22 protein-coding genes are annotated in these 21,443 nt (G+C 68.8%); 8 read left to right on the top strand and 14 right to left on the bottom strand.

The window, feature by feature from the left end; translation table 11 throughout:
- Positions 1-34 precede the first annotated feature (34 nt).
- The 4 genes from ACLHIH_RS11645 to ACLHIH_RS11630 all read left to right on the top strand — a co-directional run bounded on the left by ACLHIH_RS11645 (position 35) and on the right by ACLHIH_RS11630 (position 5,169).
- Positions 35-1,564 (top strand): SulP family inorganic anion transporter, encoded by a 1,530-nt coding sequence (locus tag ACLHIH_RS11645; protein ID WP_411316984.1) that lies wholly within the window; start codon positions 35-37, stop codon positions 1,562-1,564.
- Between the two features lie 170 nt (positions 1,565-1,734).
- Positions 1,735-2,196: a DUF3817 domain-containing protein gene (locus tag ACLHIH_RS11640; protein WP_411316983.1), complete on the top strand. Its 462-nt coding sequence runs from the start codon at positions 1,735-1,737 to the stop codon at positions 2,194-2,196.
- A 257-nt stretch (positions 2,197-2,453) separates the two neighbouring features.
- The gene (purL, locus tag ACLHIH_RS11635; protein WP_411316982.1) at positions 2,454-4,766 is read left to right on the top strand and encodes a phosphoribosylformylglycinamidine synthase subunit PurL; all 2,313 of its coding nucleotides are present in this window, start codon (positions 2,454-2,456) and stop codon (positions 4,764-4,766) included.
- Between the two features lie 154 nt (positions 4,767-4,920).
- Complete coding sequence (locus tag ACLHIH_RS11630) at positions 4,921-5,169, top strand: hypothetical protein (protein ID WP_411316981.1); 249 nt, start codon at positions 4,921-4,923, stop codon at positions 5,167-5,169.
- 77 nt (positions 5,170-5,246) lie between these two features.
- Here ACLHIH_RS11630 and ACLHIH_RS11625 read toward each other — a convergent pair whose 3' ends face one another.
- Positions 5,247-6,155, bottom strand: a complete 909-nt coding sequence (locus ACLHIH_RS11625) for an SDR family NAD(P)-dependent oxidoreductase (RefSeq protein WP_411316980.1) — start codon at positions 6,153-6,155, stop codon at positions 5,247-5,249.
- A gap of 88 nt (positions 6,156-6,243) precedes the next feature.
- Here ACLHIH_RS11625 and nadE point away from each other — a divergent pair, with 88 nt between their 5' ends.
- Positions 6,244-7,092, top strand: a complete 849-nt coding sequence (gene nadE / locus ACLHIH_RS11620) for an ammonia-dependent NAD(+) synthetase (protein WP_411316979.1) — start codon at positions 6,244-6,246, stop codon at positions 7,090-7,092.
- A 40-nt stretch (positions 7,093-7,132) separates the two neighbouring features.
- Positions 7,133-8,032, top strand: a complete 900-nt coding sequence (locus ACLHIH_RS11615) for an EamA family transporter (RefSeq protein WP_411316978.1) — start codon at positions 7,133-7,135, stop codon at positions 8,030-8,032.
- Between the two features lie 44 nt (positions 8,033-8,076).
- Here the strand turns inward: ACLHIH_RS11615 and ACLHIH_RS11610 are convergent, their stop codons facing one another.
- The 5 genes from ACLHIH_RS11610 to ACLHIH_RS11590 form a co-directional block, all read right to left on the bottom strand.
- Entirely contained in the window at positions 8,077-8,910 is an 834-nt protein-coding gene (locus tag ACLHIH_RS11610) for an SDR family oxidoreductase (RefSeq protein WP_411316977.1), read from the bottom strand.
- 77 nt (positions 8,911-8,987) lie between these two features.
- Entirely contained in the window at positions 8,988-9,311 is a 324-nt protein-coding gene (locus tag ACLHIH_RS11605) for a chorismate mutase (RefSeq protein WP_411316976.1), read from the bottom strand.
- A 95-nt stretch (positions 9,312-9,406) separates the two neighbouring features.
- Positions 9,407-9,823, bottom strand: coding sequence for an organic hydroperoxide resistance protein (locus tag ACLHIH_RS11600; protein ID WP_411316975.1), 417 nt, complete (start codon positions 9,821-9,823; stop codon positions 9,407-9,409).
- A gap of 58 nt (positions 9,824-9,881) precedes the next feature.
- Entirely contained in the window at positions 9,882-10,529 is a 648-nt protein-coding gene (locus ACLHIH_RS11595; protein WP_411316974.1) for a GNAT family N-acetyltransferase, read from the bottom strand.
- 77 nt (positions 10,530-10,606) lie between these two features.
- Entirely contained in the window at positions 10,607-13,411 is a 2,805-nt protein-coding gene (locus tag ACLHIH_RS11590) for an ExeM/NucH family extracellular endonuclease (protein ID WP_411316973.1), read from the bottom strand.
- Between the two features lie 205 nt (positions 13,412-13,616).
- On the opposite strand from ACLHIH_RS11590, the gene ACLHIH_RS11585 reads away from it, so the two are divergent.
- Positions 13,617-13,967 carry a hypothetical protein gene (locus ACLHIH_RS11585; protein WP_411316972.1) on the top strand — a complete coding sequence of 117 codons (351 nt, stop codon included), beginning with the start codon at positions 13,617-13,619 and terminating at the stop codon, positions 13,965-13,967.
- Between the two features lie 46 nt (positions 13,968-14,013).
- On the opposite strand, the gene ACLHIH_RS11580 is transcribed toward ACLHIH_RS11585, so the two are convergent.
- From ACLHIH_RS11580 to ACLHIH_RS11545, 8 genes are all read right to left on the bottom strand, one after another.
- Positions 14,014-14,646, bottom strand: coding sequence for a hypothetical protein (locus tag ACLHIH_RS11580; RefSeq protein WP_411316971.1), 633 nt, complete (start codon positions 14,644-14,646; stop codon positions 14,014-14,016).
- On the bottom strand, positions 14,646-15,932 hold the full coding sequence (locus ACLHIH_RS11575) for an adenylosuccinate synthase (protein WP_411316970.1): 1,287 nt from the start codon (positions 15,930-15,932) through the stop codon (positions 14,646-14,648). The genes ACLHIH_RS11580 and ACLHIH_RS11575 overlap by 1 nt, the downstream gene beginning before the upstream one ends.
- Positions 15,933-15,990: 58 nt before the next feature.
- A complete protein-coding gene (locus ACLHIH_RS11570) occupies positions 15,991-16,503 on the bottom strand; it encodes a hypothetical protein (RefSeq protein WP_411316969.1) in 513 nt (170 codons plus the stop codon).
- Entirely contained in the window at positions 16,500-17,882 is a 1,383-nt protein-coding gene (locus tag ACLHIH_RS11565) for a signal peptidase I (protein WP_411316968.1), read from the bottom strand. The genes ACLHIH_RS11570 and ACLHIH_RS11565 overlap by 4 nt, the downstream gene beginning before the upstream one ends.
- 10 nt (positions 17,883-17,892) lie before the next feature.
- Positions 17,893-18,522 (bottom strand): SipW-dependent-type signal peptide-containing protein, encoded by a 630-nt coding sequence (locus ACLHIH_RS11560; protein WP_411316967.1) that lies wholly within the window; start codon positions 18,520-18,522, stop codon positions 17,893-17,895.
- A 6-nt stretch (positions 18,523-18,528) separates the two neighbouring features.
- Positions 18,529-19,245: a SipW-dependent-type signal peptide-containing protein gene (locus tag ACLHIH_RS11555; RefSeq protein WP_411316966.1), complete on the bottom strand. Its 717-nt coding sequence runs from the start codon at positions 19,243-19,245 to the stop codon at positions 18,529-18,531.
- A gap of 206 nt (positions 19,246-19,451) precedes the next feature.
- Entirely contained in the window at positions 19,452-19,871 is a 420-nt protein-coding gene (locus ACLHIH_RS11550; RefSeq protein ID WP_411316965.1) for a DUF3151 domain-containing protein, read from the bottom strand.
- Positions 19,872-19,908: 37 nt separating this feature from the next.
- Complete coding sequence (locus tag ACLHIH_RS11545) at positions 19,909-20,631, bottom strand: TrmH family RNA methyltransferase (RefSeq protein WP_411316964.1); 723 nt, start codon at positions 20,629-20,631, stop codon at positions 19,909-19,911.
- A 7-nt stretch (positions 20,632-20,638) separates the two neighbouring features.
- Here ACLHIH_RS11545 and ACLHIH_RS11540 point away from each other — a divergent pair, with 7 nt between their 5' ends.
- Positions 20,639-21,439, top strand: coding sequence for an HAD-IIA family hydrolase (locus ACLHIH_RS11540; protein ID WP_411316963.1), 801 nt, complete (start codon positions 20,639-20,641; stop codon positions 21,437-21,439).
- Positions 21,440-21,443: the final 4 nt, after the last annotated feature.

Here is a 21,443-nt window from a genome sequence, read left to right as displayed (position 1 = left end):
CGCCGCATCCCCGACACCACCGCAAGGAGCACCCATGCCCATCACCGAACGCGCGCCCGCCGCATCCGCCCCCGGAGCCCGCAACCCCCACGGCGTCATGACGGCGCTCCGCACCCCGCGCATCCTCACGCGCGAAGTTCTCGCCGGCCTTGTCGTCGCGCTCGCCCTCATTCCCGAGGCGATCTCCTTCTCGATCATCGCGGGCGTCGACCCGCGGCTCGGGCTGTTCTCGTCGTTCGTCATGGCCATCTCGATCGCCATCCTCGGCGGGCGCCCCGCCATGATCACCGCGGCGACCGGAGCGATCGCCCTCGTCATCGCGCCCGTCGCCCGTGACCACGGCGTCGACTACCTCATCGCGACGGTCATCCTCGGCGGGGTGTTCCAGGTGATCCTCGCCGTCATCGGCGTTGCGAAGCTCATGAGGTTCATCCCGCGCAGCGTGATGGTGGGATTCGTCAACGCCCTCGCGATCCTCATCTTCACGTCGCAGATCCCCTACCTCATCGGGGTGCCGTGGCTCGTCTACCCGCTCGTCGCCGGCGGGATCATCATCATGGTCCTCCTGCCGCGCATCACGCGCATCATTCCGGCGCCGCTCGTCGCCATCGTGGTCATCACCGTCGCGACCGTCGTCGCGGCGATCGCCGTGCCGACCGTCGGCGACCAGGGCGAACTGCCCGACGGACTCCCGTCGCTGTTCTTCCCCGACGTTCCCCTGAACCTCGACACCCTCGCGATCATCGCGCCCTACGCCCTCGCCATGGCGCTCGTCGGGCTGCTCGAGTCGCTCATGACCGCGAAACTCGTGGACGACATCACCGACACGCGCTCGCAGAAGACCCGCGAGAGCTGGGCGCAAGGCGTCTCCAACATGCTCTCCGGTTTCTTCGGCGGCATGGGCGGCTGCGCCATGATCGGCCAGACGATGATCAACGTGAAAGCCTCCGGTGCTCGCACGCGCATCTCGACCTTCATGGCCGGGGTGTTCCTCATCATCCTCATCGTGCTGCTCGGCGACGTCGTCGCGATCATCCCGATGGCGGCCCTCGTCGCCGTCATGATCATCGTGTCGGTCGCGACCTTCGACTGGCACAGCATCCGCATCTCCACCCTCAAGCGCATGCCCAAGAGCGAGACGATCGTGATGGTGGCCACGGTCGCGGCCGTCGTCATCACCCACAACCTCGCGATCGGCGTCATCCTCGGGGTCGTCGTGGCGATGATCCTCTTCGCGCGACGCGTCGCGCACTTCGCCACCGTCGAGCGCACCCTCAACGAGACGCCCGACGGCACGGATGTCGCGCACTACACGGTCTCGGGCGAACTGTTCTTCGCCTCGAGCAACGACCTCACCACCCAGTTCGACTACGCCGACGACCCGCACGACGTCGTCATCGACATGAGCGGGTCGCACGTGTGGGACGCCTCGACCGTCGCGTCGCTCGACGCCATCACGACCAAGTACGAGAAGCACGGCAAAACGGCGACCATCATCGGCATGAACCAGGCGAGCACCGACATCCACACGCGGCTCGCGGGCAACCTCGGGGCGGGGCACTAGGGCGGGGGCACTGGGGCGGGTGCCGCGGTCGCGGGCTGGGCGCCGTCGGGGCGGGTCGCACCCCGCCTCCGCTCAGGCACGCGACGGTAGGCTCGCAGCCGCACACCGGCGCGCGCGAACCGTGCGCCCCGCGACATCCCGTCCCCTGACGTCACACCTCCGGAGCCCCGTTGTCACCGAGACTCTTCTACCGCACGCTCTCGATCGCCGAAGCGGTCACCTGGACGATGCTCCTCACGGGCATGTTCCTCAAATACGTCGTCGACGTGACCGATGTCGGTGTCACGATCGGTGGGGCCGCCCACGGGTTCGTCTTTCTCGCGTACTGCATGACGGTCGTGGTCGTGGGCCTCAATCAGCGCTGGAGCGTCGGGCTCATGATCGGCGGTTTCGCGTCGGCGGTGGTGCCGTATGCGACGATCCCGTTCGACCGCTGGCTGGAGCGCCGCGACCGGCTGACCGGCGGATGGCGGCGCACCGCCGTCGAGGGTGACCCGCGTGATTCGCGACCTCTCGACCGTCTCGTGCGCTGGCTCATCCGTCACCCAGTGCTTTTCGGGGCGCTCTTCGTGGTCGCCCTCGTGGCGGTCTACGCGACCCTGCTCGTCGTGGGCCCACCCGGCGGCGACTGACCCCGCCGCCCCCCAAACCCCCCGCCCACAGTGCGCAGTTTCCGCGAGCGTATGCCGGATCCGACGTACGCTCGCGGAAACTGCGTACCTTCGGGGCCCGCAGCTTGCGCGGCCGCAGCCCGCGCGGCCGCAGCCCGCGCGGCCGCAGCCCGCGCGGCCGCAGCTTGCGCGACCGGAGCCCGCGCGGGGCGGGGCCGCGACCCCTCGATAGACTGAGGCGACCGTGCCGGTCGTCGAACGCGAGGAGCACCGCACACGTGAGCGCCACCACCCCCACCCGTCCCGCACCGGATTCGGTGAGCAACGCCGCCGCGACTCCCGACAAAGAGCAGCCCTACGGCGCCCTCGGGCTGAAGGCCGACGAGTACGCGAAGATCCGCGAGATCCTCGGCCGGCGCCCCACGAGCGGCGAGCTCGCGATGTACTCCGTGATGTGGAGCGAGCACTGCTCCTACAAGAGCTCCAAGATCTACCTGCGCCAGTTCGGCCAGAAGGTCAGCCCCAAGATGACCGAGAACCTCATGGTCGGCATGGGCGAGAACGCCGGGGTCGTGGATGTCGGCGAAGGCTGGGCCGTGACGTTCAAGATCGAGTCGCACAACCACCCGTCCTACATCGAGCCCTTCCAGGGCGCGGCCACGGGTGTCGGCGGCATCGTGCGCGACATCATCTCGATGGGTGCCCGCCCGGTCGCCGTCATGGACGCCCTCCGTTTCGGCGCGATCGACGCCGAAGACACCGCGCGCGTCGTCGACGGCGTCGTGTCGGGCATCAGCTTCTACGGCAACTGCCTCGGCCTCCCCAACATCGGCGGGGAGACCTACTTCGACGCCGTCTACCAGGCCAACCCCCTCGTCAACGCCCTCGCGGTCGGCGTTCTGCGCCACGAAGACCTGCACCTCGCCAACGCACGCGGTGTCGGCAACAAGGTCGTGCTGTTCGGCGCGCGCACGGGCGGCGACGGCATCGGCGGGGCGTCCATCCTCGCGTCCGACTCGTTCTCCGAGGGCGGCCCGACGAAGAGGCCCGCCGTGCAGGTCGGCGACCCGTTCGCCGAGAAGGTGCTCATCGAGTGCTGTCTCGAGCTGTTCGCGCAGGACCTGGTCGAAGGCATCCAGGACCTCGGTGCCGCCGGCATCTCGTGCGCGACGAGCGAGCTCGCGAGCAACGGCGACGGCGGGATGCACATCGAGCTCGACAGGGTTCTGCTGCGCGACCCGTCTCTCACGGCCGAGGAGATTCTCATGTCGGAGAGCCAGGAGCGCATGATGGCGATCGTCACGCCCGAGAAGCTCGAGGGGTTCCTGAAGGTCGTCGAGAAGTGGGATGTCGAGACGAGCGTTCTCGGCGAGGTCACCGACACCGGGCGGCTCATCATCGAGTGGCAGGGTGAGACGATCGTCGATGTCGAGCCGCGCACCGTCGCGGTCGACGGCCCCGTCTACGAGCGCCCCGTCGCCTACCCGACCTGGATCGACGCCCTGCAGGCCGACTCCGCGTCGAGCCTCGCGCGCCCGGCCGACAGCGCCGAGCTGCGCGCGCAATTCTTGACCCTCCTCGGCAGCCCCAACATCGCCGACAAGAGCTGGATCACCGACCAGTACGACCGCTACGTCATGGGCAACACGGCACTGTCATTCCCCGACGACGGCGGCATGGTGCGCGTCGACGAGGAATCGGGGCTCGGCTTCTCGGTCGCGACCGACGCCAACGGCCGCTTCTGCCAGCTCGACCCCTACACCGGCGCTCGCGTCGCCCTCGCCGAGGCGTTCCGCAACGTCGCCGTCACCGGCGCGACCCCGGTCGCCGTCTCCGATTGCCTCAACTTCGGCTCACCGGAAAACCCCGAGGTCATGTGGCAGTTCTCCCGCGCGGTCGAGAGCCTCGCCGACGGCTGCCTCGAACTCGAGATCCCGGTCACGGGCGGCAACGTGTCGTTCTACAACCAGACGGGGGATGTCCCCATCCACCCGACCCCGGTCGTCGCCGTTCTCGGCGTCATCTCCGACGTCGCGACGCGCATCCCCTCGGGGTGGCAAGACGAGGGCGACAACATCTACCTGCTCGGCACCACGGCTGAGGAGTTGGACGGATCGGCATGGGCGGGAGTCATCCACGACCACCTCGGCGGTGTGCCTCCGGTCGTCGACTTCGAGGCCGAGAAGGCTCTCGCCGAACTCATCTCGGCCGGTGGTTCCGGCAGCCTCATCGGCGCGGCGCACGACCTCGCCGACGGCGGCCTCGCGGTCGCCCTCGCCGAAGCGGTGCTGCGTTTCGGCATGGGTGCGCGCGTGTGGCTCACCGAGATCATGCAGCGTGACGGTGTGGATGCCGCGACCGCCCTCTTCAGCGAGTCGACCGGTCGCGTGATCGTGTCGGTTCCGCGCGAAGACGACGTGCGCTTCCAGGGCCTGTGCGAGGGTCGCGGCTACCCGGTGCTGCGCATCGGGGTGACCGACGACTCGGGCGAGCTCGAGGTGCAAGACGAGTTCACGGTGTCGCTCGACGACCTGCAGCGGGCGCACCGCTCGACGCTTCCCGCGCACTTCGGGCCCCGCGTCGGCGACTGAGCCGCCGCGCAGCCCTCGCGCAGCTCCCGCGCCGCTGCCCGCCACAGCAGGAGAAATCCCGCGATGCGCGCGCTCTGCAGGAGAATTTTCTTCTCGGCAAACAGACACTCCTGCGTCGCCGTCGCCGTTCCTCGTGTAGCAAGGGAGAAGCATCATGCAGCCTCGAACTGTCGCCGTCATCGGCGCCCTGACGATCGCCCTCGGTTTCATCGTTGCGCAACTTCTCACCGCGGCGGCGGGAGCCGTGAGCCTCTACGGCGGCACGCAGCTCGATCAGACCCTTCTCGCCGTGGTCTTCAGCCTGGGCGGGCTGGTGACGGATGTCGCGGTGCCCCTCGGTTCGGCCATGGTCGGTGTCGGAGCTGCCCTCCACTTCACCCGACGACAGCACGAGCACGCCTGACTGGGGCGGATGCGTCGGTCAGCTCGAGCCCACCAGCACGCCCACGACGGATGCCTGCCGCGAACCCCACTCGCTCCCTACGGCCGGAAGCGCTCGCCCGTCCACTGCTCCGAGAGCCGCCACAGTTCGCGTCCGAAGTCGGGGGAGGCACTCGACGCGACCGGGGTGACGGCCACAGGGAGCCCCTTGGTCAGGTATTCGGGCCCGAAGAAGTCACCGCTCACCGCCGCGGGGTCGGTCGCCGCGCGCACGACGGGCGCGGCTCCCCGGTTCTTGCCCTGAGCACCGAACGCGAGGAGCATGCCCGCGCCGCCCCCCTCGACGATGCCGCCACGGGTGGCCGTGAGGCTGTCGATCGCGTAACCCGGGTGGGAAAGCACCGCGCTCACATCAGTTCCGGACGCGCGCAACCGACGGTCGAGCTCGAGGATGAAGCCGTGCACAGCGTGCTTCGTGAAACCGTAGGCACGGAAGAAACCGAAGCGGTGCTCGCTCTGCAGATCGGCGGGGTCGAGGGGCACGATGAGGGTCGCGAGACTCCCGAGCCCGACGATGCGGCTTTCGGGCGTGCGCTCGAGTGCCGGGAACGCCCGCGCGGTGAGCGCGAAATGCCCGATGTAGTTGGTGGCCATCGTGAGCTCGTGGCCGTCGACGCTCGTCTGGCGGTCGCGGGCACCGGTCGTCGTGCCGGCGTTGAGAATGAGCCCGTCGACGCGGTCGAACTCGGCGATGCGGTCGCCGGCCGCGCGGGCCGACTCGAGCGACGACAGGTCGACGGGGAGGTACTCGAGCCGAGCGTCGGCGACGCGCGCGCGAATGGCCGCCTTCGCGACATCCGCTCTGCCCTCGTTTCTTGCGGCGATCACGATGGTGGCGCCCGCTCGCGCGAGCTGTTCGCCCGCGAAGTATCCGAGGCCCGCAGTGCCTCCCGTGATCACGAACCGGCGGCCGGTCTGGTCGGGGAGTCTCGACGGTGTCCAATTCATGTCGCGAGGCTAGCAATTCGTTCTCAATGAGCCCCGAATGCCATCTCAAGCGGTGCGCGGTGGCTCCCTCGCGCTCTACCGTGGGGTCATGCGCGAAACACAGCAACGGATCATCACCGACCTCGCCGTGAAGGCGACCATCGACCCCGCCGCCGAGATCGAGGCGCGAGTGGACTTCTTGTGCGCCTACGCCGAGCAGACCGGCGCGAAAGGGTTCGTTCTCGGCATCAGCGGCGGCCAGGACTCCTCCCTCGCCGGCCGACTGTGCCAGCTCGCCGTCGAGAGGCTCGCCGAGCGGGCCGTCGAGTCCGAGTTCCTCGCCGTGCGTCTGCCCTATTCGGTGCAAGCAGATGAGGATGACGCGCAGCTCGCCCTTTCGTTCATCCGCCCCACGCGCACCGTGACGTTCAACATCCAGCGCGGCGTCGACGGTTTCGAAGCCGAATACGCCGACGCCCTCGGCGACGAGATGGTCGACTTCACGAAGGGCAACGTGAAGGCGCGCTCGCGCATGGTCGCGCAATACGCGATCGCCGGCCAGCGCTCACTCCTCGTGGTCGGCACCGACCACGCCGCCGAAGCGGTGACCGGGTTCTTCACCAAGTACGGAGACGGTGGCGCCGACATCCTTCCGCTCTCCGGCCTCTCGAAGCGCCAGGGCAAGGCCCTGCTCGAGCACCTCGAGGCCCCCGAGCGCCTCTACCTGAAGGCGCCCACGGCCGACCTCCTCGACGACAACCCCGGCCAGACCGACGAGGCCAACCTCGGACTCACCTACGCCGACATCGACGCTTTTCTCGAGGGGCAGGATGTCGCGGTCGAGGTCGCCGAGACGATCGAGGCGCGCTATCTCGCGACCGAGCACAAGCGCCGCACCCCGGTCGCGCCGAGCGACGACTGGTGGCGCGTGACCGACGAGAACAGCTACACGACCTGACCGATTTCGCTCGCGCGCGCGAGCGTCGTACGGTCGACACGTGACCGCCTCTCCCCCCTCCCGCGGCGGCGGGTCGGTCGCCGCGTCCGGGCTCGTCGTGCTCGGCCTCGCGTGCCAGGAGGTGGGTGCTTCCGTCGCCGTTCTGCTGTTCCCGACGGCGGGCGCTCTCGGCACCGTGACCCTGCGCCTCGTGTTCTCGGCCCTCTTTCTCGTCGCGATCTTCCGACCGCGCTGGCGCGGCCGCTCGCGCGCCGACTGGGGCGTCGTCGCGGGGTTCGGCCTCGTGCTCGCGGGCATGAACGTGATGTTCTACGAGGCGCTCGCGCGATTGCCTCTCGGTGCCGCGGTGACGATCGAGGTCGTCGGGCCCCTCATCCTGTCTGTCGTGATGGGGCGGAGGCTCGCGAGCTGGTTGTGGGCGGTGCTCGCGTTCGTCGGGGTCGCCCTGCTCGGGGCCGGAGGTGTCACAGGGTTGGACCCCGTCGGCGTGCTCTTCGCGGCGGGGGCGGGCGCGGCATGGGCCGGATACATCCTGCTCTCCGCGCGCACCGGAAGCCGCTTCGAGCGACTCGACGGACTCGCGATCGCGATGGTGATCGGGAGCCTCGCGACCCTGCCGTTCGGCATCGCCGCGACCGGGTCGGTGCTCTTCTCCCCGACCGTGCTGCTGCTCGGAGCCGCGATCGCCGTGCTGTCGTCGGCGATCCCCTACGCCGCCGAACTCATCGCCCTGCGGAGGGTCACCGAGTCGGCGTTCGCGATCCTCATGAGCCTCGCGCCCGCCGTCGCTGCCCTCGCGGGGCTGCTCGTGCTCGGGCAGCAACTCACGCTCGTGCAATACATCGCCATCGGCCTCGTCATCGTCGCGAGTGCTGGCGCCGTACGAACGTCGAATCGTCAAGCGCGCCAGCCCGGCGACATCGTGCCGCCCACGCCGTGAGCGGCCCGGCGCCGCCCCGGCACCCGGCCCCCGCGAACCGCCGCTCAGAGCCCTTCGGGCAGCGGGGACGTCGGGCGGCCGATGAGGCGTGAGAGATCGCCCGGTGTGACGGCGAGCAACCCCTCGCGGATGTTCTGGTCGAGCCCGACGACGAACCCGGCCGTGCCTTCGTCGAGACCCGCCGCGAGCAGGGAGGCGCGGTGCTCGTCCGGCGTCAGTCGCACGTAGGTCACGTCGCGCCCGACGAGGTCGGTCACCGCGGCCGCGAGCTCGTCGTAGCTCCACGCGTAGTCGCCGCTGAGCTCGAGCGTGCGGCCCGTGAGCGAGTCGTCGAGGAGGGCGACGGCGGCGGCCTCGGCGAAGTCCCGGCGCGTGGCACTCGCGACCCGACCGTCACCGACACTCGCCTCGATCGTGCCGCTCTCGCGAGCTGACGCGACCTGGGCCGCGTAGTTCTCGGTGTACCAGCCGTTGCGCAGAATCGTGAACGGCACCCCCGACGCGATGAGGTGCTCTTCGGTCGCCTTGTGCTCGGGGGCGAGAAGCAGATCGGATGTCGTCGCATCGAGCACCGAGGTGTAGATCACGCGGGCGACTCCCGCGTCTTTCGCCGCGTCGATCATGCCGCTGTGCTGGGCGACGCGCTGCCCGACCTCGCTCCCCGACACGAGCAGCAGCGTGTCGCCGCCCTTCACGACGGCGGAGAGGGTCGAGGGGTCGCTGTAGTCGACGACCGCGGTCGGCACCGAGAGCGAACCGAGTCGCTCGGCGTTGCGTCCGGTCGCGAGGATGTCTGCGGGGTCGGCGCCGCGAGCGAGAAGCGCGTCGACGACGAGGGATCCGAGGGAGCCCGTGGCTCCGGTGACGATGTAGGTCATGAGGGTGTCCTTTCGTAGGTGCACCGACTCAAACGCCTGCGGCCCGAAAAGCTTCCCGCCCGGTCGAGGGATGTCGCCTACTCGTGGGTCTCGATCGTGCCCGTCGAAGCGATCTGCTCGTGGTGGTGGATGACCTCCGCGACGATGAAGTTCAGAAACTTCTCCGCGAACGCCGGGTCGAGGTGCGACTCTTCGGCGAGCGCACGCAGTCGGGCGATCTGAACCGCCTCACGGTCGGGGTCGGACGCCGGGAGCCCGGTCGTCGCCTTGAGCCAGCCGACCTCCTGGGTGAACTTGAACCGTTCGGCGAGGAGGTGGACGAGCGCGGCGTCGATGTTGTCGATGCTGCGACGCAAGCTCAGCAGCTTCTCGGTTCCGTCGACAGGGTGGGGTGAGCTCATGCTCCCAACCTATTGCGTCGGCCAGACGCCCGACAGGCTCAGCGACCGGGTGGGGTCACTGAGCCTGTCGACAAAGCTGCTCTCGTCGAGAGGACCTACTCGACGATGGAGAGCGCGACGTCGATGTTTCCGCGCGTCGCGTTCGAGTACGGGCACATCTGGTGCGCTCCGTCGAGAACCTCCTGGCGGCGGTCGGCCGGAACACTCGGCAGGTACACGTCGAGCTCGACGGCGAGCTTCATGCCCTCGCCCTCTTTTCCGATCGAGACGCTCGACGACACGGCGGCCTCCGACGTGTCGACCTTGAGGCCGCGACCGACCGCGTGAACCGCGCCGAGGAAACACGCGGCGTATCCGGCGGCGAACAACTGCTCGGGGTTGGTGCCGTCGCCGGACCCACCCATTTCTTTGGGGGGACGGGTGTCGAAGTCGAGACGGTCGTCTTCGGAGCGGACGTGGCCGTCGCGGCCGCCTCCGGTTGCGTGGGCAATGGCCGTGTAGAGAGTTTCCATTGCCTCAGGCAACCACCGGAGTCTGAACGCCAGCCGCACAAAGGATCAATAGCGAAAGTCAGTGTGTCGGCATCGTGCGGAACAACACGGGTCTCCCCGCGTGTGCCGCCAAGCGCTCATCGAGAAGCGCCCTCACGTGCGGCCAGTCGTCGATGATCACGGAGAACATCGCGCTGTCGCGGAAGCTGCCGTCGGCGCGCACCATGTCGCGGCGCATGATGCCCTCGAACGTGGCTCCGAGCCGCGAGATGGCGGCGCGAGAGCGAGCGTTGAGAGCATCCGCCTGAATCTTGACGCGACCGAAGCCGTGGTCGAACGCGAGACCGAGGAGGAGCCTCTTGGCTTCGGCGTTGACGGCGGTGCCCCACACCCGCGGGTCATAGGCGGTCCAACCGATGTGTGCCGACTCGTTGCGCTCGTCGAAATCGCCGAGCGTCGTCGTGCCGACCACGTCGTCGGCGTGCGGGCCAGACGAGACCACGACGACGTAGACGTTGTTGCGACCCCACGAGTAGTAGGTCTCCGCCCACTCCACGAACCCTTCGAGGGTGTCGCGATAACCCGCGGGCCCACCGCCGTATCCTGCGGCGAAGACGATCGGGTGCCCGATGGCGGCGTAGAGGGCGGGCAGGTGGTCACGCGTCATCGGTTCGAGACGGATGACGGCGCCGACGAGGGTCTGCAGGGTGGGGGTGCGCGCGCTCACGTGACGATTCTCGCAGCCCCCCACGCCGAATGGCGCCCCGTGCGGGACGCCATTCGGTGGTGCGGTGCGGTGTGGTGCTAGTCGGTCTGCCGCGTGCGACGTGACGCCATGACCGCGAACAGGCCGGCGAGCAGCATCAGCAGCGCGATGACCGCGGGGACCACGCCGTCGGCACCGGTGTAGGCGAGCGAGCCGTCACTCGAACCCGAACCCGAACCGGCGGTGTCGCCGTCGGGGCTCACGCCCGAGTCGTCGGGAGTGGTCGGGTCCGTCGGGTCGGTCGGGTCGACCGGAACCGTCGGGTCCGTCGGGTCGACCGGATCCGTCGGGTCGACGGGCTCCGTCGGGTCGGTCGGGTCCGTCGGGTCGGTCGGGTCCGTCGGGTCGACCGGCACGACCGCGGCGGCGATCGAGAGACCGACGACGATCGGGTCGTGGTCGGACGAGCGATACGGACCGTCCTCGTAGAACAGCGTCGCGTTGTAGTTGTAGCGGCTGTACTCGAGGGCGATCGCCTCGACCGAGTTGATGTTCCAGATGTCGACGTCGTTCACGTCGGCCACGGCCGCGGCGTTGCCGAAGATGTGGTCGAGCGAACCGATGGCACCGTCGAACGAGTAGGTCTCCTTGCCGGTCGTCGCCCCGAGGCTCGCGAAACCCGCGTCGACGAGCACGTCGATGGGGTCCTCCTGGAGGTAGGAGTTGAAGTCGCCGACCAGGAAGACCCGCGCGTCGTCGTCACCCGCGGTGAGGTCGTCGGCGAAGTCGACGAGCGACACGGCCTGAAGCACGCGCGACGCGTTCGAGCCGCTTTGGCCGTCACCCTGATCGGCATCGGCGCCCGTTCCCGCCGACTTCGACTTGAAGTGGTTGACGATCGCGAGGAACTCGCTCTCATCGTCGCCGACGAGGCGGAACGATTGCGCGAGAGGCTCGCGCGCGTTCACGAAGGCGACCTGGTCGTCGAGGATGACCGACTCACCGACGGGCTCGATGACGGCGGGCTTGAAGATGAACGCCGTGCGGATGACATCCTCATCGAGCGGAACCGCGTCGGGCGAGGGCACGTAGTCCCACGTGCCGGCTCCCGCCGCCGCGTTGAGCGCGTCCGTCAGCTCGGCGACGGCCTCGTCACGGTCGACTCCGAAAGCGGCCGAGTTCTCGATCTCCTGGAGACCGACGACGTCGGCGTCGAGGCTGTTGAGCGCCGACACGATCTTGGCCTGCTGGCGGTCGAGGTCTTCCTGCTCGGCTGCGCCGCGGGCGTCACACCCGGTCCGCACCGTCACGGGGTCGCCGGCACGGTCGGTGAAGTACTCGCACCCGTCGAGCTCGTCGCCCGTCGTCGAGAAGTAGTTCAAGACGTTGAAGGTCGCGAGTGTCGCGTCTCCGCCGACGTCCTGCGGGGCGAGCGTGCGCGTGTTCTCGAATGTCGCGGGCTGCACGACATCCTCGTTCGCCTCGGTGAGCTGCGTGAGGGGCTGGAAGCTCCACGCATCGAAGCGGTAGTCGAGCACCACGGGGGTCTCGAAGGTCACGGCCGCACCGATGCGCACGGGCTCGGTCGTCGACAGGTACGGGAGCGGGATGCCCTTGTTGGCCTGCGAGTTGAAGTTGACCGTCGAACCGTCGTCGAGCGTGATGATCGCCGCCTGGTTCGCTGCGAGCGCCTCGAAGTACGCCGGGGTGCCCGGATCGACGACAGCCGTCGGTTGCACGAGGGGAGAGTCGCCCGCGGTCAGCACGATCGAGCCGTAGAAGTTGGTGTCGTAGTTGTCGGTGACCGTGAAGTCACCCGTCGGTGCGAGGAGCATGCCCTCGAGCGACTCGCGCTGCACGGCGTTCGGGGTCACCTCGACGACGGCCGGAACCGGGGCGTCGACGGTCTCGGTGAGCACAGTCAGGCCCCCCGTGACGACGGAGATCTGTGTCATTCCGAAATACTCGTCGACGATGCCCGTGACCTCGACGTAGCTCCCGATCGTCGCCTGGGTGACGGTCTGGGGCGAGTAGACGAAGATCGCGTCCGACGCGTCGTCGAGGGTCGCACCCGAACCCGGGGTCTGGATGTAGTAGCCGTCGAAGCCGCCCGTGGGGTAGCTCGCGGTCACGACGCCACGCGTCGTCACGGCCTCGCCGTCGAGAGCGCTCGCGGTGCCGGTGCCCTGGATCGCGTCGATCGCGATCGGGTCGGTGGCGACGGGAGGTTCGGGCTCGGGCTCGGGCTCGACCGAACCGGCTTCGCCGGCTGCGTTGGTCGGAGTGGGCAGCGCGGTCGTGAAGTCGGCGCTGTTGACGTCGGTATCGAGACCGGCGGCGCGGTTGAGCGAGGTCGTGAGGGATGCCGCAGTGGCGACCGAGGTCTCGAATGTGTTCGATGTCCCGTAACCGAGGAGATCGGTGACGAGCGAGTTTCCGACGATCGACCCAGTCGGTGGAGCCGTGAGTGCCGTGGCCTGGTCCGCGAGGAAGAGGGTTCCTGCGGTCCCCGAGAACGAGACGGTGGTCGTGATGTCCGGGGTCGGGAGCGGGGCGCCGTTCGTGGAGTTCGCCGTGCCCTGAATGAGGTAGTAACCACCCGCGGGGATGGAACCCGAAAGAGCGAGAACACCGCTGGGGTTTGTTGTTCCCGTCGCCGAGCGGTACTGCAGCGACATCCCGTCGAGGCTGATGGCCGCGTCGGTGGGGTTGTAGAGCTCAACGAACTTGTTGAGGTACGACGCTCCGGCGCTACCGCCGTTGAGGTAGGCCTCGTTGATGACGACATCGGTGCCGGCCGTGTTGGCCGACGCCGAAACCGCCACGAGGGGGCTGGCGACGAGGGCAAGGGCGAGAGCGCCGACGAGACCGGCCCTCCGCGATTTGCGCGTTGAAGAGTGCATAAAAGGAAGGTCTCCTGACATCCGTCATGGATGTGTGTGCTCGAAGGGGACGGCCGCGATCGCAGCCTCAATCAACCTACGTGAGGCAATGTGTCGAGCGGGTTAACACCGGGCGAGCAGTGGGGTCGACCGCCTGCCACGTAGCGGTGTCGAGCGGTGTGCGCAAGGGTGCGCGGCCCACCGCCCCCTGGGCCAAGATGGAACGATGCGCGAATTGACCTATGCCTCCAAGTCGTTTGTGACCACGGACGAGATCACCGACGCTCTGCTCGACCTCGTTACCGCCATCGACCGGCGAGACCACTCCGAGGCCGTGTGCGTGCCGTCGTTCACCCCCGACGGGAAGCTCACCGAAGCGCTCATGACCCTCGACGCCGGCAGCGAGGTCGTGGCCATGCCCGTCGACGTCGACATCGACACGGATGACGACACCCGCGCGGCGATCGCGGCGGCGGTCGAAGACATCCGCTCCCGCATCAACCGCAACACCAAGGCCACCGAGGCCAAAGCGATCAACGACGCCCACGATCACGGCGTCGACCTCGACGAGTTCTAGTCGAGGGCGAAGGCGCAGGCCGAGAGGCCGGGCCCGCACCGGAACGCTACGGGAGCGTCACCGACGCGAGCACCGATGCGTTGGTGGCGTCGCGCTCAGCCTGAGGGGTGTCGGGATTGCTGTGGATGAAGATGAAGATGTCGAATTCGTCGTAGCGCACGCCGAACTCGTGAACCCAGCCGTCGAAGAGCGGGTCGGCTCCGGCGATCTGGTAGAAGGTCTGACCTCCGGCCACGACATCGGGCAGTCGCTCCATCGGTTGCCCGCTCTCGGGGCTCTCCACTCTTTCCGTCGCGAAGACGTCGAGGTCGGCGTCGCCGAACGGGCTGTACTGATCGACCTCGAACCGCAGGATATTCCGGAGGTCGGCGGGAAGAGCGGTGAAGCCGCCGTCGGGGTCGCGAACGGCGTCGTCATCGGCGTACCCCTCGGGGGCGCGAATAGTCATCTCCCCCGACGTGAGCTCGACGGTGAACTCCGGCCCCGTAGCCGGGTCGACGGCAGGCGCCGCCGGCTCTGACGGCTCGGGCGACGGTGACGGCGACGCAGACGGCGAAGACGGCGCAGCGGATGGTGCGGGGTCGGCCGTCGTCTCCGAACCGGCGCCACATCCCGCGAGAACGGCGACGCTCCCGACCACCAGTGACGTGAGTGCGAGGCGACGTGCGACGGCGCCCATCAGTCGAGCAGGTCGTGGCGCGCGATGATGGCGTCTCGGCCGGGGCCTACGCCGATCGCCGAGATGCGGCATCCGCTCATCGCCTCGATCGCGAGAACGTATTTCTGCGCGTTCTCAGGCAGGTCGCCGAACTCGCGCACCCCCGTGATGTCGTCGCTCCAGCCCGGGAACTCCTCGTAGATGGGCTTCGCGTGGTGGAAGTCGGACTGCGAGACCGGCACCTCGTCGACGCGCACGCCGTCGACCTCGTAGGCGACGCAGACCGGGATGGTCTCGAGCCCCGTGAGCACGTCGAGCTTGGTCATGACGTAGTCGGTGACCCCGTTGATGCGCGCCGAGTAGCGCGCGATGGGTGCGTCGTACCAACCGGTGCGGCGAGGACGACCGGTGGTCGTGCCGAACTCGAAACCGGCGGCGCGCAAGAACTCGCCGGACTCGTCGAAGAGCTCGGTCGGAAAGGGGCCGGCGCCGACTCGCGTCGTGTAGGCCTTGACGATGCCGATGACCCGTTCGATGCGTCCCGGGCCGATACCGCCACCGGTCGCCGCGCCGCCCGACGTCGAGTTGCTCGACGTCACGAACGGATAGGTGCCGTGGTCGACATCGAGCATGGTCGCTTGGCCACCCTCGAAGAGCACGGTCTTGCCCTCGTCGAGCGCCTCGTTGAGCAGAAGCGACGTGTCGGCGACCATGGGGCGCAACCGGTCGGCATACGACAGCAGGGTCTCGACGACCTCGTCGGCGAGGATTGCGCGACGGTTGTAGACCTTGACGAGCAAGTGGTTCTTCTGGTCGAGAGCCGCCTCGACCTTCTGCCGCAGGATGCCCTCGTCGAACAGATCCTGAATGCGGATGCCCACGCGGTTGATCTTGTCGGCATAGCTCGGGCCGATGCCGCGCCCGGTCGTGCCGATCTGCTTCTTGCCGAGAAAACGTTCCGTCACCTTGTCGAGGGTGCGGTGGTAGTGCGTGATGACGTGGGCGTTCGCGCTCACGCGGAGCTTCGAGACATCCACCCCGCGCGCGATGAGGGCATCGAGTTCGTCGAACAGCACCTCGATGTCGACGACGACCCCGTTCGAGATCACGGGCACGACACCGTCGGTGAGGATTCCGGACGGCAAGAGGTGGAGGGCGTACTTCTGGTTGCCGATCACGACCGTGTGGCCGGCGTTGTTGCCACCGTTGAACTTGACGACGTAGTCGATGCGGCTGCCGAGGAGGTCGGTCGCCTTGCCTTTGCCCTCGTCACCCCACTGGGCGCCGATGATCACTACTGCGGGCATGGCCGCTCCTTCTGTTGCGAAAGGGGTACACGCGAGTCTATCGAAGGTGTCCGTCAACTCAGGTGTTGCACGACCATCCGCCCAGAATCGTGATTCGCACGTTTCGGTCGAGCGTCGAGGTCGATGACCATGTCCACTGGTCCCCCGTCGCGATCGTTGTGACGCGGGCCGTGTAATTCCCCTCCCCGAGCAGCCCCCCGAGCAGGTCGGCGTTGATCGTTCGACTGAGTGTCGTCGCTGGGGCCGTCGTGGAGTAGACAGGTGTCGACCCGGCCCCGAAGAGCTCCACTCGAAAGGCGGTCGGCGTAATCCCTCCCGACGGGGCCCTCCACGTCAGAGTCATATTCCCGAAGAAATTGGTGCTGCATCCGATCACTGTCGGCGCACCCACCAGCCCGAGCGGCGGGTTGACCGTCGCAGCCGTGACCGTTCCTCGTGCGAACTCGGAGTTCGTGAAGTTCGCCTCGACGGGCTGGGGCGCCATGGCGGCACCCGCCACGAGCACGCCTGCCGCGCCCAGCGCCGCGAGTCCCGCTCGCCACGATGGCATGCTCGCGCGCTCGGTGCTCATCGGTCTCTCCGCGGTGCCCGTTTGCGCAGCACGGTGGCTACGGCGGCGACGCCGAGCCCCGCGGTGATCGCCCCGAAAGCGAGAAGCGCGCCGAACCGCGGGTCGGCGCCGGTCCACGCGAGCGAACCGCCGCTCGCCGACCCGAGGTCGCCTGAACCTCCTCCGCCCCCGCCGGGACTCCCGCCCGCGCCATCCTGCTCCGGGTCCTGCCCAGCCGAACCGCTTCCGACCCCCACCCTGTCGCCCTCCGCCCACGCGTGGATCTCCACGTCGGCGCGCACTCCGTTCTCGTGTCCCGTGGCGTTGCGGGAGACGACGACCCGCAACCACCGCTCCTCGTTCGACGACATCACGCCGAGCACCTCGACCTCGCTCGACACGACGGGTGCCTCCGGTTGCAGAACGACTCTCTCTCCCGAGCACGCGTCGTCTTCCCACTGCCGCGAACACGCCTCGATGAGGTGCGAGAACACTCCCGGTTGCGACGACTCGAGCGCGACCCCGAACGTGACCGGCACGGGATGCGGGGGTGCCGCCTCGACACCGACGGTCCACACCACCGAGGCACCGACATCCATGTTCGTCATCGCCCTCCGGTCGCTCACGGTCGTGAGGGTCAGAAACTCCCCGGAGATGCGCGCGACACTCACCGACCCCGGAGCGGCGCTCGCACCTGCCGCCGGCACACTCGCCGCGGTCGCCATGGCGTTAGTCTGCGGGGTCGCGAGAGCGAGCCCCGTCGCGAGCCCGAGCACGACGACCGTCGACCCACCCAGTCGCGCTCGCGAGTCGCGGTGCCGTCGGGGTGCGGATGCCTCGACCCCGACATCTCGGGCACCCGCGCGCCTGGGCCAGAACGCCCAGGTCACGAGCGCGGCCGCTCCGGCGGTGATGCTCCCGAGCACCACGGGGTTCGAGAACCACTGCACCGTGTAGGCGAGGTGCGGCACCGACCAGAGCACCGATCGCACGGAGCTCACGGAGTAGGGGGCGGGGTCGTCGGTCTCGTTCGCGTCACCGCGCATCGTGATCACGCGCGTCGCGCCCGGCTCGACCGCGCCGTCGGACACGCTCGTCACGCGGTGCGTGACCGGCAGCTCGCCCGGTCTGCCGACCGTCACGACGTCGCCCACGGCGATGCTCGACGCGGGCACCTCGCGCACGACGGCGAGTGACCCCGTCGGGATCGTGGGAGACATCGACCCCGTCTTGAACATGATGAGCGTGATGTCGAAGACGACGCCGAGCACGACGAGCGCGACGCACAGCACACCCCCCGCGGCGAGCACGTTGAGCAGCCCACCGGCGAGCAGGCTCGCGACCGATCGCCGCTGCCTCCTCGCCCGGTGGGCTACCGGTGCCCCTCGTCGACTCGCCACGCGGTGCCGGCTAGGTGGAGGTTCCGAGAAGCTGCCACGTGGGCGTGGCCGACGTCCCCTGGAACGTGTTGGCGGTCGTCGACGGGAGTGTCACTTGGAAGCAGAGTTGCACGGGTGTCGCCCCCGCCGCAGCGATGGGAATCGAGGTTCCCGCCGTCGTCGCCGTCAGCGCGGTTCCCGGCGGGATGATCGTGGTCGTGCTCGCGCCGAAGGTCGCGGCCGTGCATCCGCCCGTCGCCGGCACCACGCGGATGCCGTAGGTGAGCGCGGGAGCGAGCGCGCCCGTCGACACCGGGGGTTGCACGACGATCGTGCCGGCGGTGCTCGCCGACTTCGTGCGCACCCAGAACCCGGCGTGGGTCTGCGCGCTCGGCGTCATGGCACCGACCGGCGGGCTGAAGGTGAGCGCCGCGGCCGACGCGGATGCCTCGTGGTCGCTGTATCCGGTCGTCGACGACGTCGTGCTGCCCTCGATCTGGAACACGCTCGCCGTGATCGTGGCACTCGCGTATTCGCTGTCGTTCCACGCGGCGAGCGTCGCCGCCGTTCCTGCGCTCAACACGAGCCCGCCGACCGCGAGCGCCCGCGCGCGCAACCACCACGACCTCGTCGTCGACCGCTCCCGGTGCGGGGAGACCATCGTGGCCTACCCGTCGACGGAGGTGGCGGTGAACTGCCACGTCGACGTCGTCTCCACCGACTGCTCGAGGTCGTCGTTCGCGGTCACGACGATGCACAGCTGAACGGCAGACCCGGCGTCGTCGACCGTGGCACCCTGGGTCAGGTCGACGGTGTCGCTCGCGACGGCCGCGTTCGACGTGAGGTCGGCACCCGACGCGATGGGGGTCTCCCCCGCGACGGCGGCCGCGCCACACGGCGATCCCGACGGGATCGAGTAGATGTCGTAGCTCAGGTTCTCCTCGTTGCCGACGGCGGGCGCCGTGGGCACTGTCGTCGCGATGGACTCGACCGCGAGGGTGGCGTCGACGGTCGTGCCCGCGGCGAGCCGCAGCCAGTAGCCCGAATAGACGACGTCGTCGGGAGCCAGGTTGTCGAACGGGGCCGTGAAGGTCAGGGCCGCGGCGTCACCGGGTTCAGCGTGGTCGCTGTAGGGACCGGCGGCGGTGACCTCGTTGCCCTCGAGGTTGAACGACCCCGAGGTGAAGACGCCGGTCGCGAACTCCGAGTCGTTCCACGCCGCGAGGGTGATCGCAGCGCCGACGCCGAGCACGAGCCCGCCCGCGAGCACGGCCCTCGCGCGCGGTCCCCGGCGGTGGGCTCGCGGCGACGGGCGCGTCGCAGAGAGGGCGGCGCCGGTGTCGGTGTCGGTGTCGGTCTGTGATGGGTGCAGAGATGTGGTCACGGTGGATCCCCCCGATAGATGGGGACCCCCGCCCCCGCGCTCAAACGATGAACCGCTCCACCCAGTGAAGCAACCCCACCAAACGCGAACGTGCCGTCGACGCTAACAACGCCGTCGACGACAGTCGATGCTCGGGGCCACGGGGATCGTGAAGTGCAGTAGTCGGCCGGGAGGTGGTGCGTAGATCGCGGTGACGGGCGCGGTAGCTAGCGCCGTTCGGCCTCGATCTGCGCCGCGGCGGTCGGGTCGGAGTCAGTGATGAGGGCGCCGAGTCGCTCGACCTCGCTCGATTCACCGATCGCCTCGGCGGCGCGGCGGAGCGCGTAGAACGCCCGCAGCACCCCGCGATTGGGTTCGTGCGACCACGGCACGGGACCGTGACCCTTCCACCCGGCTTTGCGCAGCGCGTCGAGCCCGCGGTGGTAGCCGACCCGCGCGAAGGCGTACGACTCGATGGTCTTTCCGGCGTTGAACGCGTTGTTCGCGAGCAGCGCCCACGCGAGCGGCGACGAGGGATGTGCGACCACGACGTCCTCGGCGTCGAGACCCGTGCTGGCGACGGATGCCGCGACCTCCGGGTCTTCGGGAAGGAGCGTCTCTGCGGGGCCGAGGAGGTTGTTGGTCATTCCGCTACGGTACTCCGCGGTCAGGCGAGGGAGCGGGTCAGCGGGGAAAAGTCACGTGCTGCAGCACCCACGCGTGCATCGCGACCGCCGCAGCCGCCGACGCGTTGAGGCTGCGGGTGGACCCGAACTGGCTGATCTCGACGACCGCGGACGACGCCCGCACCGCGGCATCCGAGAGTCCGGGCCCCTCCTGCCCGAACAGGAGGATGCACGCCGACGGAAACGCGAAGGTCTCGATGATGACGGAGCCGGGCAGGTTGTCGATCGCGATGACCGGGATGTCGCGCTCGCCCGCCCAGGCCACGAACTCGTCCACCGTGTCGTGGTGCACGATGTGCTGGTAGCGGTCGGTGACCATGGCCCCGCGCTTGTTCCAGCGGCGGCGACCGATGATGTGCACCGCGTCGGCCCCGAAGGCGTTCGCGCTGCGCACGATCGACCCGATGTTCATGTCGTGCTGCCAGTTCTCGATCGCCACGTGGAACGGATGCCGCGACTCGTCGAGGTCGGCGACGATCGCGTCCATGCGCCAATAGCGGTAGCGGTCGATGACGTTGCGGGAGTCGCCGCGCTCGAGCAGCTCGGGGTCGTAGCGCGCATCGTCGGGCCGCTGCCCCACCCACGGCCCGAGGCCGTTGGTCGTGAGCTCGACGCTGGGGTTCGCTCGAGCGTCAGGGGGGAGGTCGGTCACTGGTCGAGGGTACCGGCTGGGCCGCTGCGAGCCGTGACAGGGCGCGGCAGGAGGCCGGGTCGCTAGCATGGGCCCCATGAGCAAACGCGAAGACATCGAATGCTGGCTCACCGACATGGACGGCGTGCTCGTCCATGAGAACCACCCTCTGCCGGGCGCAGCCGACCTGCTGCAGCAGTGGCGCGACAAGGGCAACCCGTTCCTCGTTCTCACCAACAACTCGATCTTCACCCCGCGCGACCTGAGCGCCCGGTTGAAAGCCTCGGGGCTCGACGTGCCCGAAGAGTTCTTGTGGACGTCCGCCCTCGCGACAGCCGACTTCCTCGCGTCGCAAGCACCGGGCAGCTCTGCCTTCGTGATCGGCGAGGCCGGACTCACGACGGCCCTGCACGAAGCTGGATTCGTGATGACCGACACCTCACCCGACTACGTCGTCGTCGGGGAGACCCGCAACTACTCGTTCGAGGCGATCACGCGCGCGATCCGGCTCATCCTCGGCGGGGCGCGCTTCATCCTCACCAACCCGGATGCGACCGGCCCGAGCGCCGAAGGCCCCATGCCGGCGACGGGCGCCGTCGCGGCACTCATCACGAAAGCCACCGGCATGGAACCGTATGTCGTCGGCAAGCCGAACCCCATGATGTTCCGCTCGGCGATGAACAAGATCGGTGCGCACTCCGAGAACACCGGGATGATCGGCGACCGCATGGACACCGACATCGTCGCCGGAATCGAGGCCGGGCTCCACACGATCCTCGTGCTCACCGGCATCAGCGATCGCGCGGAGATCGAGCGCTACCCGTTCCGCCCGACCGAGGTGCTCGACGGCGTGATCGACCTCGTCGACACCGAGCCGTACCAGACCGACCTGCTCTGACAGC

This window comes from Marisediminicola sp. LYQ134, assembly GCF_046599635.1.
Taxonomy (GTDB): Bacteria; Actinomycetota; Actinomycetes; order Actinomycetales; family Microbacteriaceae; genus Marisediminicola.
This window is presented reverse-complemented; position numbering and strand designations above follow the sequence as displayed.

What these genes read in the sequence shown, in the direction of transcription:
- nadE (WP_411316979.1), top strand. Translation starts at nt 6,244, where the DNA reads ATGCGCGAAACACAGCAACGGATCATCACCGACCTCGCCGTGAAGGCG.
- ACLHIH_RS11580 (WP_411316971.1), bottom strand. Translation starts at nt 14,646, where the DNA reads ATGGGCGCCGTCGCACGTCGCCTCGCACTCACGTCACTGGTGGTCGGG.
- ACLHIH_RS11645 (WP_411316984.1), top strand. Translation starts at nt 35, where the DNA reads ATGCCCATCACCGAACGCGCGCCCGCCGCATCCGCCCCCGGAGCCCGC.
- ACLHIH_RS11545 (WP_411316964.1), bottom strand. Translation starts at nt 20,631, where the DNA reads ATGCTAGCGACCCGGCCTCCTGCCGCGCCCTGTCACGGCTCGCAGCGG.
- ACLHIH_RS11560 (WP_411316967.1), bottom strand. Translation starts at nt 18,522, where the DNA reads ATGGTCTCCCCGCACCGGGAGCGGTCGACGACGAGGTCGTGGTGGTTG.
- ACLHIH_RS11605 (WP_411316976.1), bottom strand. Translation starts at nt 9,311, where the DNA reads ATGAGCTCACCCCACCCTGTCGACGGAACCGAGAAGCTGCTGAGCTTG.
- ACLHIH_RS11575 (WP_411316970.1), bottom strand. Translation starts at nt 15,932, where the DNA reads ATGCCCGCAGTAGTGATCATCGGCGCCCAGTGGGGTGACGAGGGCAAA.
- ACLHIH_RS11625 (WP_411316980.1), bottom strand. Translation starts at nt 6,155, where the DNA reads ATGAATTGGACACCGTCGAGACTCCCCGACCAGACCGGCCGCCGGTTC.
- ACLHIH_RS11585 (WP_411316972.1), top strand. Translation starts at nt 13,617, where the DNA reads ATGCGCGAATTGACCTATGCCTCCAAGTCGTTTGTGACCACGGACGAG.
- ACLHIH_RS11610 (WP_411316977.1), bottom strand. Translation starts at nt 8,910, where the DNA reads ATGACCTACATCGTCACCGGAGCCACGGGCTCCCTCGGATCCCTCGTC.
- ACLHIH_RS11630 (WP_411316981.1), top strand. Translation starts at nt 4,921, where the DNA reads ATGCAGCCTCGAACTGTCGCCGTCATCGGCGCCCTGACGATCGCCCTC.
- ACLHIH_RS11590 (WP_411316973.1), bottom strand. Translation starts at nt 13,411, where the DNA reads ATGCACTCTTCAACGCGCAAATCGCGGAGGGCCGGTCTCGTCGGCGCT.
- ACLHIH_RS11540 (WP_411316963.1), top strand. Translation starts at nt 20,639, where the DNA reads ATGAGCAAACGCGAAGACATCGAATGCTGGCTCACCGACATGGACGGC.
- ACLHIH_RS11550 (WP_411316965.1), bottom strand. Translation starts at nt 19,871, where the DNA reads ATGACCAACAACCTCCTCGGCCCCGCAGAGACGCTCCTTCCCGAAGAC.
- ACLHIH_RS11570 (WP_411316969.1), bottom strand. Translation starts at nt 16,503, where the DNA reads ATGAGCACCGAGCGCGCGAGCATGCCATCGTGGCGAGCGGGACTCGCG.
- ACLHIH_RS11600 (WP_411316975.1), bottom strand. Translation starts at nt 9,823, where the DNA reads ATGGAAACTCTCTACACGGCCATTGCCCACGCAACCGGAGGCGGCCGC.